This window comes from Psychrobacter sp. P2G3 (genome assembly GCF_001593285.1).
GTDB lineage: Bacteria > Pseudomonadota > Gammaproteobacteria > Pseudomonadales > Moraxellaceae > Psychrobacter.
Genome location: NZ_CP012529.1, coordinates 196,333 through 212,644 on the forward strand (window position 1 = coordinate 196,333; position 16,312 = coordinate 212,644).

General features: G+C 42.4%; 12 protein-coding genes. 6 read left to right on the forward strand and 6 right to left on the reverse strand.

Annotated elements, in window-relative coordinates; translation table 11 throughout:
- Positions 1–80 precede the first annotated feature (80 nt).
- Both AK823_RS00835 and AK823_RS00840 read right to left on the reverse strand, forming a co-directional pair.
- Positions 81–1,511, reverse strand: coding sequence for an acyl-CoA desaturase (locus tag AK823_RS00835; protein WP_068325488.1), 1,431 nt, complete (start codon positions 1,509–1,511; stop codon positions 81–83).
- 313 nt (positions 1,512–1,824) lie between these two features.
- The gene (locus AK823_RS00840; RefSeq protein ID WP_228138885.1) at positions 1,825–3,081 is read right to left on the reverse strand and encodes an FAD-binding oxidoreductase; all 1,257 of its coding nucleotides are present in this window, start codon (positions 3,079–3,081) and stop codon (positions 1,825–1,827) included.
- Between the two features lie 436 nt (positions 3,082–3,517).
- Here AK823_RS00840 and ettA point away from each other — a divergent pair, with 436 nt between their 5' ends.
- Positions 3,518–5,179, forward strand: a complete 1,662-nt coding sequence (ettA, locus tag AK823_RS00845; protein ID WP_068325490.1) for an energy-dependent translational throttle protein EttA — start codon at positions 3,518–3,520, stop codon at positions 5,177–5,179.
- 97 nt (positions 5,180–5,276) lie between these two features.
- Here the strand turns inward: ettA and plsB are convergent, their stop codons facing one another.
- Entirely contained in the window at positions 5,277–7,982 is a 2,706-nt protein-coding gene (plsB, locus tag AK823_RS00850; RefSeq protein WP_068325492.1) for a glycerol-3-phosphate 1-O-acyltransferase PlsB, read from the reverse strand.
- A gap of 286 nt (positions 7,983–8,268) precedes the next feature.
- On the opposite strand from plsB, the gene ybaK reads away from it, so the two are divergent.
- Positions 8,269–8,757: a Cys-tRNA(Pro) deacylase gene (gene ybaK / locus AK823_RS00855; RefSeq protein WP_068033849.1), complete on the forward strand. Its 489-nt coding sequence runs from the start codon at positions 8,269–8,271 to the stop codon at positions 8,755–8,757.
- 112 nt (positions 8,758–8,869) lie between these two features.
- A complete protein-coding gene (locus AK823_RS00860; RefSeq protein ID WP_068033853.1) occupies positions 8,870–9,244 on the forward strand; it encodes a 5-carboxymethyl-2-hydroxymuconate Delta-isomerase in 375 nt (124 codons plus the stop codon).
- 178 nt (positions 9,245–9,422) lie between these two features.
- On the opposite strand, the gene AK823_RS00865 is transcribed toward AK823_RS00860, so the two are convergent.
- Positions 9,423–11,243, reverse strand: a complete 1,821-nt coding sequence (locus AK823_RS00865) for an acyl-CoA dehydrogenase C-terminal domain-containing protein (RefSeq protein ID WP_068325494.1) — start codon at positions 11,241–11,243, stop codon at positions 9,423–9,425.
- A gap of 407 nt (positions 11,244–11,650) precedes the next feature.
- On the opposite strand from AK823_RS00865, the gene AK823_RS00870 reads away from it, so the two are divergent.
- Positions 11,651–12,730: an FUSC family protein gene (locus tag AK823_RS00870; RefSeq protein WP_068033857.1), complete on the forward strand. Its 1,080-nt coding sequence runs from the start codon at positions 11,651–11,653 to the stop codon at positions 12,728–12,730.
- A 166-nt stretch (positions 12,731–12,896) separates the two neighbouring features.
- Here the strand turns inward: AK823_RS00870 and aroE are convergent, their stop codons facing one another.
- Positions 12,897–13,766 carry a shikimate dehydrogenase gene (gene aroE / locus AK823_RS00875; RefSeq protein ID WP_068325496.1) on the reverse strand — a complete coding sequence of 290 codons (870 nt, stop codon included), beginning with the start codon at positions 13,764–13,766 and terminating at the stop codon, positions 12,897–12,899.
- Between the two features lie 592 nt (positions 13,767–14,358).
- Here aroE and AK823_RS00880 point away from each other — a divergent pair.
- The gene (locus AK823_RS00880; protein ID WP_068325498.1) at positions 14,359–15,021 is read left to right on the forward strand and encodes a hypothetical protein; all 663 of its coding nucleotides are present in this window, start codon (positions 14,359–14,361) and stop codon (positions 15,019–15,021) included.
- A gap of 2 nt (positions 15,022–15,023) precedes the next feature.
- Positions 15,024–16,067, forward strand: coding sequence for an aminotransferase class IV (locus AK823_RS00885; protein ID WP_082785589.1), 1,044 nt, complete (start codon positions 15,024–15,026; stop codon positions 16,065–16,067).
- Between the two features lie 10 nt (positions 16,068–16,077).
- On the opposite strand, the gene AK823_RS00890 is transcribed toward AK823_RS00885, so the two are convergent.
- Positions 16,078–16,275 carry a DpnD/PcfM family protein gene (locus AK823_RS00890; protein WP_068325500.1) on the reverse strand — a complete coding sequence of 66 codons (198 nt, stop codon included), beginning with the start codon at positions 16,273–16,275 and terminating at the stop codon, positions 16,078–16,080.
- Positions 16,276–16,312 lie beyond the last annotated feature (37 nt).

Here is a 16,312-nt window from a genome sequence, read left to right on the forward strand (position 1 = left end):
ACTATCTTTCTTTTAAACTGTCTCTTGAACTGTCTTTTAAAACATCAGGTATAAGAAAAGCATCAAGCGTAAGCTTTAAACTACTTGGCATAAAATAAAGCTTGGCGTACTACTTGTGGAATGTATTTTTTGAATCCACGCACGGGTATGCTATGTCTCTGTTCTTTTTTAACATTAACATTATCAGCTGTTGATTTTTCTTGTGTATAAGCGCGCAACTCATCTTTATTAGGCTTACTAAAATGATAGATACGCCCAAGCACTTGTCGAAATTGGCTACCAAAACGCCCAGTGTTATAAGCTAGGCCATACTTGCTACATATGGCTTGCACTTGGGGCGAGATGCTAGCGTAGCGATGTGCTGGCATGTCAGGAAAGATATGATGCTCAATCTGATGTGATAAGTTGCCAGTTAAAATATGAAATAACTTGCTACCTTGAATATTGCTGGAGCCAAGGATTTGACGTACATACCAATCGCCTTTGCTTTCATTATCATCGAGATGGGTATAAATATGTACTTGCTCGGTGAGATGTCCACAAAATATCACTGCCCACGTCCATAGGTTACGTGCGATATTGGCTGTGATATTACCACTCAACGTTGATAAAGCACTATCACGGCCTAAGGCGAGTCCTGCAACTGCAGGGAGGGCGACATAGTCTTTACCGACTTGGCGTACGATTTTGGCAAATACAGCACGTGATTTTTGTTGCAGTATCGCGTGCTTCTCTGTTGAATCCGCATATTCATCTACGCTTATCTGGATATCATGAAACGCGATTGCCCACTCAAATCCTATTGCCAATATCATAGTCTTAAGAGGATTGTAGCGATCACTTGGTGTCCATGATTGCTCGTCAGTGACGCGTATTAAATGATAGCCAACATCATGATCACGATCGACAATATTGGTAAAGGTATGGTGTAGATAGTTATGTGAGTGTTGCCATAACGGCGCAGGGCACATAATATCCCAATCAAACGTTTGGCTGTTTAAATGCGGATGCTGCATCCAATCATATTGACCATGCATGACATTATGCCCAAGCTCCATATTGTTTAATATTTTGCTAAAGCTTAATAGGCCAGTACCCAGTAGCCAGACACTACCTTTACTACGTTTTGATGACATGCGTCCAGCAGTAGACAGTAGACCACGAGCCACAATCTCGCTATACACTACCGTGGCATAAATACGCTGGATATAACGTGCATCCTTACCGTTCAATGAGTCCATTACACTTTGATAGACTGCATTTAACTCATCAGCAAGGGCTTCGGTCTGCACCTTTGGTAATGGCGCAGCGCTTAACGTTGGGTAGCGTATAGGTAGAGCTGATATATCCTTATTATCTTTTGTACTCTCACTATTAATGTTACAGTCAGTTGAATAGGCGTTTTTTTCTGGCAGTAATCTACGACCATGGACGTCCAGTTGATCGTCGGTTAAAGCATTTAAGATAGGTACAGCAGATCGTGAAGGGAATAGAGGTGGTAATAAGCGCATGCGTTATCCTTTACCGAAGCTGCAGTTGGTTTGAAGCAAAATGCTTTTAACGGAATAAGTTACTCTTAAGATAATGTACTAGAATTCACAGGGTCGGTTTGATGGGTTTTATAGCTTCTAGCATACAAGACAGACTATCTACCGTCTATTTGCTTATAGTAGCAGCTGCTGTTTTTTAGTTAGTTATTCTAATTTTATAGTAACACTGTTAAATAACGGCTAATGAGTGATTTGTATTCATATTATGCGGGTACATTACTCTAATCGCTATTTAATTTTTCATATACGCGTGTTTTATTCAGTTTGCACTTTATTAAATATCGAGTACTACGTCTGTCATCGCTACATTGATACAGGTTTGGATAGTCTCAAAACCGTCGCCACTTATCTTTCCTGTCTGAATGTTTTTGACTACACCACTGACTTTATTACAGCGGCACATCTGACAGATACCTTGACGGCAGCCGTAATTCATCCGAAGACCAGCTTGTTCAGCATCAACTAATAATGTGCCACTACTATCAAACTGTCGTTGGCGTGCTCGCAGATAAACAGTATGTTTTTCTAAGTTATCTATTTTTTCAGCTGCATCACTTAAGTTCAGCTCAGGTACAGCATAGCCAAAATTTTCTATGATAATGTTGTCACGTAATGAGTGCTCATTTGGTAGGTTTATTTCACTGGCTGCGTGATATAGTCCTTTTAACAAGGCTTGCGAACCACAGGCAAAAATTTGCGTATCTGCTAACGGTAGATTCAATGCTAATAAACTTGCTGCCCTTAAATGCCGCGTGCCAGCCAAATAAGTGCTGGCGTCTTCAGTATTGATAAAATAATAAGTAAAGCTTGGATACGTAGTGGCGAGTTGCTGCCAATATTCTTGTAGAGGGCTGCTTGACAGCGATGTACGATTATAATGTAGTAACGTCACTTTATGACCGTGTTGCAGCGCCTGCTTCACTAGCCCGAGCATTGGGGTGATACCACTGCCGCCAGCGATACAAAGTATGGGCGCTAGCTCTTTAATGACAGAGTTTTTAATCTCTGTATTTTTAATAATTGATTTTATCTGCTGGTTTGCTGATATCTGCTCTAGAGTAAAATCCCCACTCGGTATACTGCTATCAAAGATAGTACCAAGAGCTGCCTGATTAATTAAATAATTAGATACTAAACCTTGTGGCTTGATAGCGATGGTAAGCGTTTGGCGTTGCAGTTTTTTGTCACGGCTATTTCCATTAGTCCACCATAGCGTCTGATGCGGTAGACCTACCAGCGAATAACTACGCTGATGAAGAATACCATCAATAGTAATGCTTAGATTAATATGCGCGCCGCCTTGCCATCCATCTGATTGCTGTTTAAAGGCGTTATTAATTTCGAATCGCAGGGCAACCAAATCATCGCTAAGCGTATGCTTGGCAACTAGACGTAGCTTGGGTATTGTCAACGACCAAAACGGATGCAGTCGCGTACTGATAAAATCAATAAATGCACTTTGAATAAACTCAGGGCGGTAGCCAGTCGGCATAGGTACAGTACCTTTTCTCATGTTTGTCGTATTTTTCATGTTTTTATATCTTTATAAAAGGATTTAAAATCCTTTTATGGACAACTTTATAGTGTTATTTATAAATGTTAATTGAACATTAAAGCATGGTTAAGAAAACTAATTTCAGTAAATTATTCTAATATATTAACCCTTACTGATTGATTTTGTGAAGTTTCTAGCTATTATCATTTTGTGGTTTTTATGAGCTACATCAGTATAAAGCTGATTAAATAGGTCAAATGATGACTTTAACAGAAGCTTTTAGGTAAAAGGTGTCAAGCTTTGTTGCAGAAGACACAAAACCAGCCGGAAAACCCTCTGTTAGCTTGCAGGGTATGCGCCACAATGCGATAATAGCAGACAATTTGTAACCCTGATTTTGAGGCGCCGTCCACTGAGCACGATTGCTGAGTGCGATTTGCAGACCTCGTCTATGCAGTCTATCGGAGTGTTAATGGCTCAATATATTTACACGATGAACAACGTGTCAAAACTTGTTCCACCTAAGCGTGAAATCCTAAAGAACATCAACCTATCGTTTTTCCCTGGCGCTAAAATCGGTGTACTCGGTATCAACGGTTCGGGTAAATCAACCTTGCTACGCATTATGGCGGGCGTGGATACTGAATTCAGTGGTGAAGCACGCGCGCAAACGGGCACCAAAATTGGCTATTTGCCGCAGGAACCACAGCTTGATGACAGTAAAGACGTCCGTGGTAACGTTGAAGACGGTATGCGCGAAGCGTTAGATGCGCTCGCTCGTCTAGATGCGATCTATGCCGAATACGCTGAACCTGATGCAGATTTTGATAAGCTTGCCGAAGAACAGGGCAAGATGGAAGACATCATTCAAGCATGGGATGCGCATAACTTAAATACTCAGCTAGAAAAAGCCGCCGATGCGCTACGTCTGCCGCCATGGGATGCTGACGTCAGTAAACTATCTGGTGGTGAAAAACGCCGTGTCGCCCTATGCCGTCTGCTATTGTCACGTCCTGATATGCTATTACTTGACGAACCAACCAACCATTTGGACGCCGAATCTGTCGCATGGCTAGAGCAGTTCTTGCAGAACTACAGCGGTACGATCGTTGCTATTACCCATGATCGTTATTTCTTGGATAATGTCGCTCAATGGATTTTGGAGCTGGATCGTGGCCATGGCTATCCGTACGAAGGCAACTATACTGAGTGGCTAGAGCAGAAGAACACCCGTCTAGAGCAGCAGAATAAACAAGAAGAATCCTTTGCTAAAGCGCTGAAAAAAGAGCTTGAGTGGATTCGTAAAAATCAAAAAGGTCAACAGGCTAAGTCTAAATCTCGTGTACAGCGTTTTGAAGAATTAAACTCACAAGAGTTCCAAAAGCGTAACGAGACCTCTGAGATTTATATTCCACCAGGTCCACGTCTAGGTAATAAAGTCATCGAAGTAAACAACATCTCCAAGTCATTCGGTGATCGTTTGCTTTATGAAAACCTAAGCTTTAACGTGCCAGCGGGCGCTATCGTCGGTATCATCGGTCCAAATGGTGCGGGTAAAACCACGCTATTTAACATGATTACTGAACGTGATACGCCAGATACTGGTTCCGTCGATTTGGGTGAGAGTGTCAGCGTTGCCTATGTTGGTCAGGTACGTGACAACTTAGACGATAGCAAAACTGTTTGGGAGGAGATCTCCGACGGTCTAGATATTATTACTGTTGGCGATTATACGACGCCAAGTCGCGCTTATATTGGTCGCTTTAACTTTAAAGGTTCAGACCAACAAAAACACGTTGGTCAATTGTCTGGTGGTGAGCGTAACCGCTTGCAACTTGCTAAGACCCTAAAGCAGGGTGCGAACGTATTGCTTCTTGATGAACCATCAAACGATTTGGATATCGAAACCTTACGTGCGCTAGAAGATGCGATTCAAGTATTCCCAGGTACGGTAATGGTCGTCTCGCATGATCGCTGGTTCCTTGACCGTATTGCGACTCATATCTTGGCATTCGAAGATGAAGGTCCTGTTTGGTTCGATGGTAACTACTCTGAGTTTGAAACGTATCGCAAAAAGACCATGGGCGATGATGCCAGTCCTAAGCGTATGAAGTACAAGAAAATTTCTACCTAGAATAGCTGCTTGTTAGATTGAGCTAATATGTAATAAAAAAGACCTCTAATAATTAGAGGTCTTTTTTTGCGCTAAACTATAAAGAAGTTAGTATTACTTAACGCTTACGGCCAAATTTACGCTGCTTTTTATTACTAATCTCAGTAATAGCATGAGCAATTTCATCATCATCAAGACTGGCCACTTGTTGCAAAATTTGCATCATATCAGGACTCAGCACATATTTGGCATGGTGAGCGATATCATCAATACGCTGATCAAAGTTTAATGCACCCGTTTCGTCATCTATCTGTAGATAATCAAGTCGAGTAAGTGCGGTGACAAAACTTAAAAACAAGGAGCGATCAAAGAAGTCCGGAATATCATCAGCATATAACACTGATAAGCGCTGACCTAACAGATGGCACAAGTCGACCACCTCTTCTGTTGTCAAGTTACCTGAGCCTTGTTGAGATAATAAAGCTAAGGTCATAAAGTAACGCTCAAGGCTTTGTTCAACAGGAGCTGCGAGCACTTCAAGCTGTTGATAGCAGCTGCTATTAGCATCTGGCACACTAAGCATACCATCACCTAAATCGATAATTAGACCATGGGCGATGAGGTTGTCGATTTTTTGATTAAGCGTATCCATTAGACCGTGCGCTGGATAGTATAAAAACAGCTCACTTTGTAAGAAGGGATACATCTGGATAACGATGTCATCAAGGCGATTGCGATTAACGCGGCCATTACGTGCAACTAGTGCTGCTAAGAATGACAGTAAAATAAACACGTGCAAAATGTTATTACGGAAGTAGCTTAATAGCGCTGCTTGCTTACCAGCGACTTGAATAATATCACCTAAGATATGCGGTATACGTTCGATAAGCTTGAGTTTGATACCATAATCGATAATTTTCTGCGGGCTCATATCTGTAACGACCGTATCATCAGAGTAGGGCATATGACGTGCGATACCTTGATACAAAGCGATTTGTTCGCGGCAGATATCTTCATCAAGCGCAGCTTTTGGTGCTGATAAGAGTACCAATGATAATAGCGATACCGGATTGACGACAGCAGCCTTGTTGATATGCTGCATGATTTTCACGCCGATATTGTCAACCATGGCGCTGGCTTTTTCATCGAGTGGCGTATCGGTACGATCAACAGGTAGGCTATCAGCAGCGACATCGAATTTTTGTAGGAAGTCGCTTAAGTGCAATGGCGTGCCAAAGCTTAAATGGACATTACCAAAGATACGCTCAATTTTGCGACCAACTTTTAGTAATCCAATTAAAGATTCTGACTCTTTTGGCTTACCTTTAAGCTCGCCAATATAAGTACCACCTTCCATAATGCGCTCATAACCAATATAGGTTGGAATAAAGACTACAGGCTTATTGGTTTTGCGGAGCTGACTATGTATGGTCATCGCCAGCATACCCATCTTCGGCGGTAGCAAGCGTCCTGAGCGTGAGCGGCCGCCTTCGATAAAGTATTCAATGGGCGTATTGCGGGTAATAAGGGTGTGCATATACTCACGTAATACCGCGGTATAAAGGGCATTACCGCGAAAGCTACGACGAATGAAGAACGCTACCGCACCGCGTAATAATGGCCCTAGTACTGGTACATCTAAATTGTCACCGGCAGCCACATAAGGAATACTCAGACCGCGCTTATAAATGACGTAGGATAATAATAAATAATCAACATGGCTACGATGGCAGGGCACGTAGATAATCTCATGATCGGTCGCAAGCTTACGTACGCGCTCAAAATGATGGACTTCGACGCCATCATATAATTGCGTCCATAACCATGTCAAAAATCTGTCAAAGACCCGAATAATAGGGTGAGAGTAGTCATTAACCATTTCATTGGCGTATTTTCTAGCAAGCCCGCGAGCTTCGCGCACACTAATGCCTTTTTCGTCAGCTTCAATCTGTGCGGCATGCTGGATAGCAGGTGAATAGATGAGCTTATCTACCAAATTGCGCCGATCTGATAGATCCGGACCAAGCATAGTGGCGCGCTGCTTATCCAGATAAGTATTAAGTTGTTGCTGTAAGATGCGTACCAATTCACGGTTAGCGTCTGCTGCTGGAACTAATGCATGGCGCGTATTTCGGCTATCTGCAATACTAGATACTTTCAGCTCATCCGTTTGTCCTTCGTACAAACTATCATGAATAATAGTACGCAAGTCTTGCGGTTCATGAAACTGGACAAAGGTATCACGTCCCATAACGCCAATATTGAACAATTGCTTAGTGATGCTCGGATCTTGCCAGTTATCGGTCATTAACAATTTAAATAACGAATCTTCTTTTTCAGGCGCGCGACCCCAAAGAATAGACACTGGTACCAGTCGTATTTGCAAATCTGGATGTTGCAAGCTAGCAGCAACCAGACGCGATAAGCGCGGGGATAACTGATGGTCTTTAGATTTGGGGTGATGCAAAAATATAATAGCTGCATTTTCATTAACATCATGTGTGCTATCTTTGACACCCATCAATGCAGGCGGTAGCTTGTATTCCTGAGTTTGCAGGTCAATCAAAATACTGTTTGAGCGCGAATAATCTTGCAGTACATAGAAAGTCAGCGTTTGATCATTGGTATCAAATTCCGGCAACTCGCCCAATAGTTTTGCCTTAACGGCGACATCAAGCGCTTGTCCTGACACTTTTCGGTAAAGCTGATTGATAGGCGCATTGGTATAAGACGTCGCAACCGATGACTTAGTCGCATCAGGTGCTGCTGGCGCTTTAGACGTTCGGTTTTTTAGGAGCTTGTTTTTTAAGAAACTGGGTATCATAATCAAAAGTCAGACTTTGTAAAATGTAATGCGCTTATGATGCCATAAAAGCAGTCAAAGCGATATATGGTGTCAGTATCTCTGCCTAATATATTATAAAATTTAACTTGTCCAATGTTTTAATCATCGAATGAACAATGGTGCAAGCAGTAGGGTTTCGGCACAGAGTAAGTGAATTGGGTTTATTGTATTTGTTAGCACTGGTTAATGTGAGTACCTGTTTTTTAACGAGAATACATGTAAAGAGAATACCTATTTTTTAATGTGAGTTTAACGTGAGTACCTTATGACTCCTGCTATTAAAATTGCCAAACAGCGTCGCCTTGATTATCAGCTGCACGAATATACTCATGACAGTAGTGCAGCGTCTTTTGGCTTAGAAGCTGCTGAAAAGCTCGGTGTGAAAGCTGAGCAAGTGTTCAAAACGTTGGTGGTAGAAACGGATGCTGGCACGTTAGCTGTTGCTCTTGTACCAGTTGATAATACATTGAACTTTAAAAAAATGGTCAAAGCGCTATCTGTTGATAAAGTGCTGCCCTGTAAAAAAGTACAAATGGCAGACCCCAAAAAAGTCGCACGTAGTACGGGCTATGTGTTGGGCGGTGTCAGTCCGCTGGGGCAAAAAAAGCGTTTAATAACAATAATAGATATATCGGCTAAAGACCAATCAACCATTTATGTCAGTGCTGGGCGTCGTGGGCTTGAGATTGAGTTGCCACCATCGCAACTAGCCGAAACGCTTAGCGCTCGTTTTGAAGATATAACTGATGGCTGATAATTAGTTAAGTATTAAGTCATTGCCGCGACAAATAATTAAACATGCTAAGACTTTATTCATAGACAAAGCTTTTTAGTCATTAAATTTCACTCATTATAAGGATAGGTTCATGCCACATTTAACCATTCAAGCAACGCCTAATGTCAGTATCCCTCACGAAGAGTCGTTACTCAAATCTCTAAATAAAGTGCTATGGGATAGTGGTCACTTCGGTAAACCGACTGATATTAAAGCGCGGATAATCCCTATCGAAACGTTTTTGGTAGGAGTTGAAGATGATGAGCAGGCACATGGTTTTATTTACGCGCACTTAAAATTGATGCCAGGACGTGACAGTAGTGTCCGTGAGCAGTTGGCACAACTACTAACGACCACGATAGAGGAGGTATTAAGCAAGGAGCAATCGGGACGCGCGGCGCTACAAATCTGCGTCGAGGTAGAAGAGATTAGTCCTATTTATCAAAAGAAAATTCTCGGTAGCTAATATTTTCTACAACTTCTTATTATGACTATAATCAGCGAACCTTTGAGATTTTATTATCAATAGTTAAGTACAAAAGTTAAGCACAAAAAAGCGCCCAGCTATTGATAAGCTGGGCGCTTTTTACTTTTCTTAAGTTTGGTTAAGCTTAGGTTCAATAAAGCCGAGGCTTTACTCAATCTTAGTCTAAGAAAGCAAAGTTCTCAATATCCATCGCTGTCATACTTTCACTTGGCGCAACCATACTTTCGGCATGACCTGAAGTACGTGGCAAGATTTTGTCAAAGTAAAACTCTGCGGTTTGGATTTTGGCTTTATAGAATTCTGGTGACTCAGCGCCGCCGTTTTCTAGCTTGTCATAGGCCACTGCCGCCATACGTGCCCAATGATAGCCCATCATGGCGTAGCCTGAATACATTAAGAAGTCTTCTGACGCTGCTGAGATGATTTCACGGTCTTTACGTGCCATCAGCATCAAGCGTACCGTAAGCGTATTCCACTCTGCACATAACTTAGTTAATGCCCAAACGAATTTACGCATATCTTTATCAAGTGCATACTCACCGCACCATTTCATGATGCTTGAAGTATAGTCACGAATGATTTTACCTTTTGACTGCAAGATAACCTTACGGCCTAATAAATCAAGCGCCTGTACGCCAGTCGTGCCTTCATACAAGGTTGCGATACGTGCATCACGAGCGATTAGCTCCATACCCCATTCTTTAATGTAGCCGTGACCACCGTAGATTTGCTGACCGTGTTTGGCTGCTTCGATACCTAGTTCGGTCAAGAAGCCTTTTAGGATTGGCGTATAAAAGCCTAGTTTATCATCCCATTTTTCGAACTCTTCATCATCACCATTAGCCACGCCTTGTGCCATCTTATCCGCATAACGTGCTGAGTGATAAATCATTGAACGACCGCCTTCAGCAAAGGCTTTTTGGGTCAACAGCATACGACGTACGTCAGCATGATGAATGATAGCATCCGCAACTTTTTCAGGATCTTTGGTACCTGATAGGGCGCGCATAGAGCGACGCTCTTTGGCATAAGGTAGAGCATTTTGGAATGACAGCTCAGTATGTGCCAGACCTTGGATACCAGTACCAATACGAGCGGTATTCATAAAAGTGAACATCGCTTTAAGGCCTTTATTGGGCTCACCAATTAGATAACCAACAGCATTATCAAAGTTCAACACACACGTTGATGAAGAGCTGATACCCATTTTGTGCTCGATAGAGCCACAAGTTACGCCATTACGCTCGCCAATTTCGCCTTCAGCATTAGGCAGGAATTTTGGTACGATAAATAGAGAGATACCGCGCGTGCCTTCAGGAGCATCAGGTAGGCGTGCTAATACAATGTGAACGATGTTTTCGGTTAAATCATGCTCACCGCTTGAGATAAAAATTTTGGTACCGCTAAGCTTATAGCTACCATCTTCTTGCGGGATTGCTTTCGACTTAACTTGTCCCAAATCTGTACCACACTGTGGCTCAGTTAGGCACATAGTACCTGCCCATGAGCCGTCAACCAGCTTATGCAAGTACGTCTGTTTTTGCTCGTCAGTACCGTATTGCATCAATGTATTGATACAACCTGTCGATAGACCAGGGTACATTGCCCAAGGCCAGTTGGCCGTACCAATCATTTCAGATTTGATTAGGTTGATGGACATTGGCAAGTTCATGCCGCCGTACTCTTCAGGATAAGAAATCCCTTGCCAGCCACCTTCTATAAACTGGTTATAAGCTTCTTTAAAGCCTTTTGGCGTCGTTACTTCGCCGTTTTCAAAATGACAACCTTCTTCATCAGCAGGCTGATACAGAGGGGCTAGAACGTTTTCAGAAAAATCAGCCATACCTTGTAAGATCATATCGATCGTTTCAGGGTCAGCATTTGCGCCGTTGTCTAAATCTTTATAGTGAGTTTGAAAGTCAAAAACATCATTAATCAAAAACTTAATGTCACGTAAAGGAGCTTTGTAAGTTAACATAGTCGGTCTCTTTAGTTAGTTTGTTTTAGCATTACTAGTAGCTAATTTTCATAAGTTTTTAGTAGGTCTAAAGGTAAAAGGGGTTAAGCATTGCTTGCTTATTATATTTATGGTCAAAGGTTACTTAGCAAAACGACATGCTATGGGAATATTATTAGTATAAATGTTCTGTTAGGACAAATATACAATACATAATTAATATTCATGACTGAAAGGTATAAGTATTAATTTAATTTATGATTGATGAGTTAATACCTAGTAAGCGTAGAATTGTAAGCGTGGAATTGCTGTCATCAAAATCATCTTGGTAAATTAACCACTAGCAGATTGAAGTAAAGTAATTGATTTAGAATAATAATCTATGACCGTATCAGGTCTTTATATAGCTAAGACAGAGGATTGAGCAAATGCTCGCTTATATCAAACACTTAATCCGTGGGGAGCTTGACCATCTGTTGTCTGTCAATCAGAGTCGTCGCCCGTGGCACATGCCGATTATCGCCGCTATTTCCATTAGCTTTCCAGTCTTTGTGGGCGCTTACTTTGGCGTACTACCTGCAGGAATTAAGGCCTCGTTAGGGGCAATGGTTATATTAAACCTGCCCTTCGCAGGCTCGTTGCCTTATCGTTTGGTGACGGTGATGGCATGGAGCTTTGCAATGACGTTGTGCTTTGCGCTTGGGCTGATTGCGCAGCAAATTCCAGTGATCAAGCTGCCAGTATTTGCGCTCATAGCTTTTGGGGTTGTCGTCTTTGGGCGTTATTATCGTCAGCCACCGCCCGCAGGCTTGTTCGTCATGATGGCAGGTGCTATTGCCTTATTTATCCCTGTATCAGCTGAGCAAATACTGTCAGCGACAGGGCTTGTGATGTTGGGTAGTGGTTTTTCGATGTTTATGGCGCTTTTGTATACGCTATTTTTATTAGCAACGCGTGCCTCTACTTCTGTGCCCGTCTATAGTTATGAGCCAGACACGATTAGCGACAGCATGATCGTTGCAAGCTTTGTCAGCTTGGCATTACTGATAGCAGTAGTGCTGGATATGCCTTATCCCTATTGGGCAGCGGTCAGCTGTTTTATTATTATCCAAGGCATACAGATGCGTACGATATGGATTAAACAGCTCCATCGTTTATTAGGTACGCTAGTAGGAATGGCGGTCGCTGGTTGGATGCTGTCTTGGAACTTATCAAGGTGGGAGGTGGCGCTGGCAATATTTCTTATGATGCTTTGTATTGAGTCGCTGGTCGATCGTCATTATGGGCTAGCAGTGATACTTATCACGCCCTTGACGATATTTATCGCCGAGTATGGCAGTGTTACCTCGCTTGCGCAGGCGAGTGTTGAAGAAGTCATTCGTGCACGGATGTTCGATACTGCGTTGGGCTGCGTGGTTGGTTTGAGTGGAGGTTTGGCAATACATTCAGCAAAGCTACGAGCACCGCTAAGACGTATAGAGAAATGGCTATTAGTACGCTTTGCTTAGGCACAATAATAGCATTCTGCTGGTATAAATTTTCCGCTCTTGCTGTAACCCGGACAGGCAGACAGACGATTAAACAAACACGGATTTCAAAAAATTCATTCCAGCAGTATCAGGTTTTTTTAAAGTGAATCGACTATATTCATCACCAATAACGTTATTATTATTTCTACTTTGATGCTTGCTTCAATATCTCAGTCGCTTTCACTACATCAATAGTATGAGCGGTCCAACGCTCAAAACTTAACGCAGCTTGTCCGATTAGCATTCCGTAGCCATCTGAAGTTTGCGCACCGCGCGCTGCGAAATGCTGCAAAAAGGGCAGTGCGCGTCCATACATCATGTCATAGGCATAATGGCAATTTAAATCATCAGCGATAGGCAAAGTGTCACCTGATAACCCGATAGAAGTCGCATTAATAATTAGGTCAAATTGCCCAGTCAGCTCAGTCGTCGCGCAAGTTTCAATCGCATGCTTGTTAATCGCATCGCTTGCTGCACTAAGCTCTTCCACTAAAACTTCAGCTTTATTCAAGGTACGATTAGCGATAGTCAGCTGTCCGATACCAGCTTGGATAAGTGGCAATATCACGCCGCGTGCCGCACCGCCTGCCCCAATGATAGCGACACGTGCTTGCGCAAGTGGCCAACCCAAGCTGATGATATGATTGACCAAGCCTTGACCATCAGTATTATCACCATATAGCGCATTAATTTTTTGCAAATGATCTTTTTTTGATTCGTCATTTTTTAAAAGTAGCGTATTGACTGCGCCTGCGACACGCGCATGTTCAGATAACCCGCCCTGTGATTCGCATAATGCATAAGCGACCTGTTTAAAGGGTACTGTCACGTTGGCGCCCACACCGCCACCATTAAAAAACGCTTCAACCACCGCGCCAAAGCTAGCATTATCATCAGGACAATATTGGCGCTGGTAGCTGATATCAATACCAGCTTGTGCCGCAAATACTTGATGAATCTCTGGGGATTTACTGTGGGCAATAGGGTTGCCAATAACGATAAAGTGCTGGGTCATAGGTTGTCCACTAGCTATATAGTCAATTCAAAATAATAGAAGTACGTTTACTGCTGGTATAAATTTTCCTCGCTTGCTGTGCGCTTTGCCAGACAGAGGCTGCGTAAAATTCATCCCAGCAGCCCTGTGCTCTTTTTAAATTGAATCAACGATAACAAAGAAATGATAAAGGGCAAGAGATAGAAAAAACAATCAAAACTTACTCATCATAGGGGATAACAATATTTTTAACAAATTTGTACCCTCTAGGATTGTTATCCGTAACGTAAAGGCTAGTCAAGCGCAAGGCAGTTGGGTACACTGTTTACATGACAGCACTAAAATTACGACATTGGATGTCAGGACGATGACCGAAAAGCAAGCCTACAAATGGCGCATTTATTGCATGATTAATGTACGAATTATGGCAGATATATGGTGCTTTGTTATGCAGGTTATTTATCGCCGTCATTCATTATATCGATAGCCTATTATATTAATAATAAGTTTTTTATTAATAACGCACCGTGTTAACAACCATTCTTTATTAGCAGCAGCATTTCTAGCAGCTTGTTAATATAATTTAGACCCAAAAAGTGTGAGTAAATTGCCCATGTGGAATAACAGCCTACAGACCTTTGCGGTCGGTATAATGATGGCAGCTGGCGTATCATTGAGCGCATGTAATGGCTCAACGAAAGACACCAACTCTGAGGTTGCCTCTGACAATACAACCGAGCAAGCCAAGCCTGCACAGGTAAGCTCTACGCCAGAGGACTTAGATGGTGCGACAGCCCAGCAAGGCAGTCCAGTCAAGTATAACGTCTCGTCATGGGGCGGCAAACAAGTCCAGCCTGTAAGCATACAAGAAGTCGATCAAATCAAAGCAACGTTTGGTAAAGTCGTTTCTACCGATGAAAACAGTTTGGACTATGCCAGTAATCCCGCCACCAAATACCGCTTTATGGATACGGATGCGCCTTATCTAGATTTGATTGACTCGGAAAAATACCTCGAGATTGGTTGGTATTACGCCAATCCTACTGACTCAGATAAAGAAAAAGAGCTCAGTAAAGCGCATGCGAAAAAGTCTTATCAACTCGCGCGCCAGCTTATGGGTGATGAGGGCGGCAAGGTTCTATCAGATATGCTCAGCGGGCAAATCATAAAAAATAAAACCACTGGCGGACAAAAAATAGAACTGGGCAAGTGCGAGTTTTATAGCTGTATGTTAGTGCTAAACAAATCAGGTGAGCAAAAAGCAGAAGCCAGCTAAATATGACAGCTGATTCCAATAGCAGTGATTCCAATAGCAATGTATCTAAATGGCAGTGTCTACATCCGCAGTCTGATGCACTGGACGCGACTATAGATAGCACTATGCTAACGCCAGACAATCGCGGATTGGCTTATGGAGATGGGTTTTTTACTACCATAGGTGTCATTGACGGTTTGATATTGTGGCAAGACTATCATTACCAAAGACTTGTCTCTCATGCTCATGCATTACAGTTAGCCGTCGATAGCGACTCGCTACTGGCCACTTTGCAAGCTCATGCTCAGCTGCTACAGCAGGGCGTGATAAAAGTCATCGTCACGCGTACTGTACAAGCTGTGCGCGGTTATGGTTTTGTCGCAAATGTGGCTGCTAGCCCTTGTGAAATCTGGTGTAAAGCAACGGCTATGACTATTAATACGGCTCAGCATACCTATCTACCAGATGGGAACAGTCTATTAATACAACCCATGACATCAGCCATATGTTTAACCGCACAACTTGCTTGCTTGCCGCCACCTTTAGCAGGTCTCAAAAGCCTTAATCGACTGGACAGTGTACTTGCTAGTGGTGAGCTACAACGTCTCAAAGCCAAATCATTAGAATCTAATATAGAATTAGGCTTTGATAAAGGGTTAGACGTTGGTGAAGGATTGGTGCGTGATATGAGCGGTAGTTGGGTGGAAGGCACGATGAGTAATGTCTTTTATCAACTGTCAGCTTCGCAATTGGCAAACAATGCGCAATCGCTAGAAAATTTTGCCACTAGTGAAAATTCTTATTCAAATAATGATGTAAATAATGATGCAAGCTACTCGCTAGACGGACAGTGGTTTACACCGCCGTTGACGCAATCTGGTGTCGCTGGGGTGATGCGCCAAGTCATTATTGACGCTTTCGCTAAGACTGAGACGCCAGTTATCATGCGTGCGTTAAATGATGATGATTTGCCAAATTTACGTGGTTTATTCTTTTGCAATGCCCTGCGTGGTGTCATGCCAGTGACAAGTCTGACTTTGTTGTCGGGAGAAGTTTTAAGCTTTTAGATGAGGGCTTTTATTCCCATTCAAAAATATTAAATTTAGTGTCAATATAGTCTTCTGAATCCAAAATAACTTCTTCATTCCGATACATTTCCTGTGCTCTTAACAGCGCTTCTTGCTCATTTTCAGCCACAACTTCTACTATATTACTTATGGTCTCGACAATTTCTATCTGAAATGTTTTCGTGGCTTTTATCTCTTTTTTTATCATAGCTATTCTCAGTATTATCAAGCGATTTCAATTATTC

Excerpts from the sequence above, each read along its gene's own strand:
- AK823_RS00880 (WP_068325498.1), top strand. The coding sequence starts at position 14,359 with ATGTGGAATAACAGCCTACAGACCTTTGCGGTCGGTATAATGATGGCA.
- plsB (WP_068325492.1), bottom strand. The coding sequence starts at position 7,982 with ATGATACCCAGTTTCTTAAAAAACAAGCTCCTAAAAAACCGAACGTCT.
- ettA (WP_068325490.1), top strand. The coding sequence starts at position 3,518 with ATGGCTCAATATATTTACACGATGAACAACGTGTCAAAACTTGTTCCA.
- AK823_RS00885 (WP_082785589.1), top strand. The coding sequence starts at position 15,024 with ATGACAGCTGATTCCAATAGCAGTGATTCCAATAGCAATGTATCTAAA.
- AK823_RS00840 (WP_228138885.1), bottom strand. The coding sequence starts at position 3,081 with ATGAAAAATACGACAAACATGAGAAAAGGTACTGTACCTATGCCGACT.
- ybaK (WP_068033849.1), top strand. The coding sequence starts at position 8,269 with ATGACTCCTGCTATTAAAATTGCCAAACAGCGTCGCCTTGATTATCAG.
- AK823_RS00865 (WP_068325494.1), bottom strand. The coding sequence starts at position 11,243 with ATGTTAACTTACAAAGCTCCTTTACGTGACATTAAGTTTTTGATTAAT.
- AK823_RS00870 (WP_068033857.1), top strand. The coding sequence starts at position 11,651 with ATGCTCGCTTATATCAAACACTTAATCCGTGGGGAGCTTGACCATCTG.
- aroE (WP_068325496.1), bottom strand. The coding sequence starts at position 13,766 with ATGACCCAGCACTTTATCGTTATTGGCAACCCTATTGCCCACAGTAAA.
- AK823_RS00835 (WP_068325488.1), bottom strand. The coding sequence starts at position 1,511 with ATGCGCTTATTACCACCTCTATTCCCTTCACGATCTGCTGTACCTATC.
- AK823_RS00890 (WP_068325500.1), bottom strand. The coding sequence starts at position 16,275 with ATGATAAAAAAAGAGATAAAAGCCACGAAAACATTTCAGATAGAAATT.
- AK823_RS00860 (WP_068033853.1), top strand. The coding sequence starts at position 8,870 with ATGCCACATTTAACCATTCAAGCAACGCCTAATGTCAGTATCCCTCAC.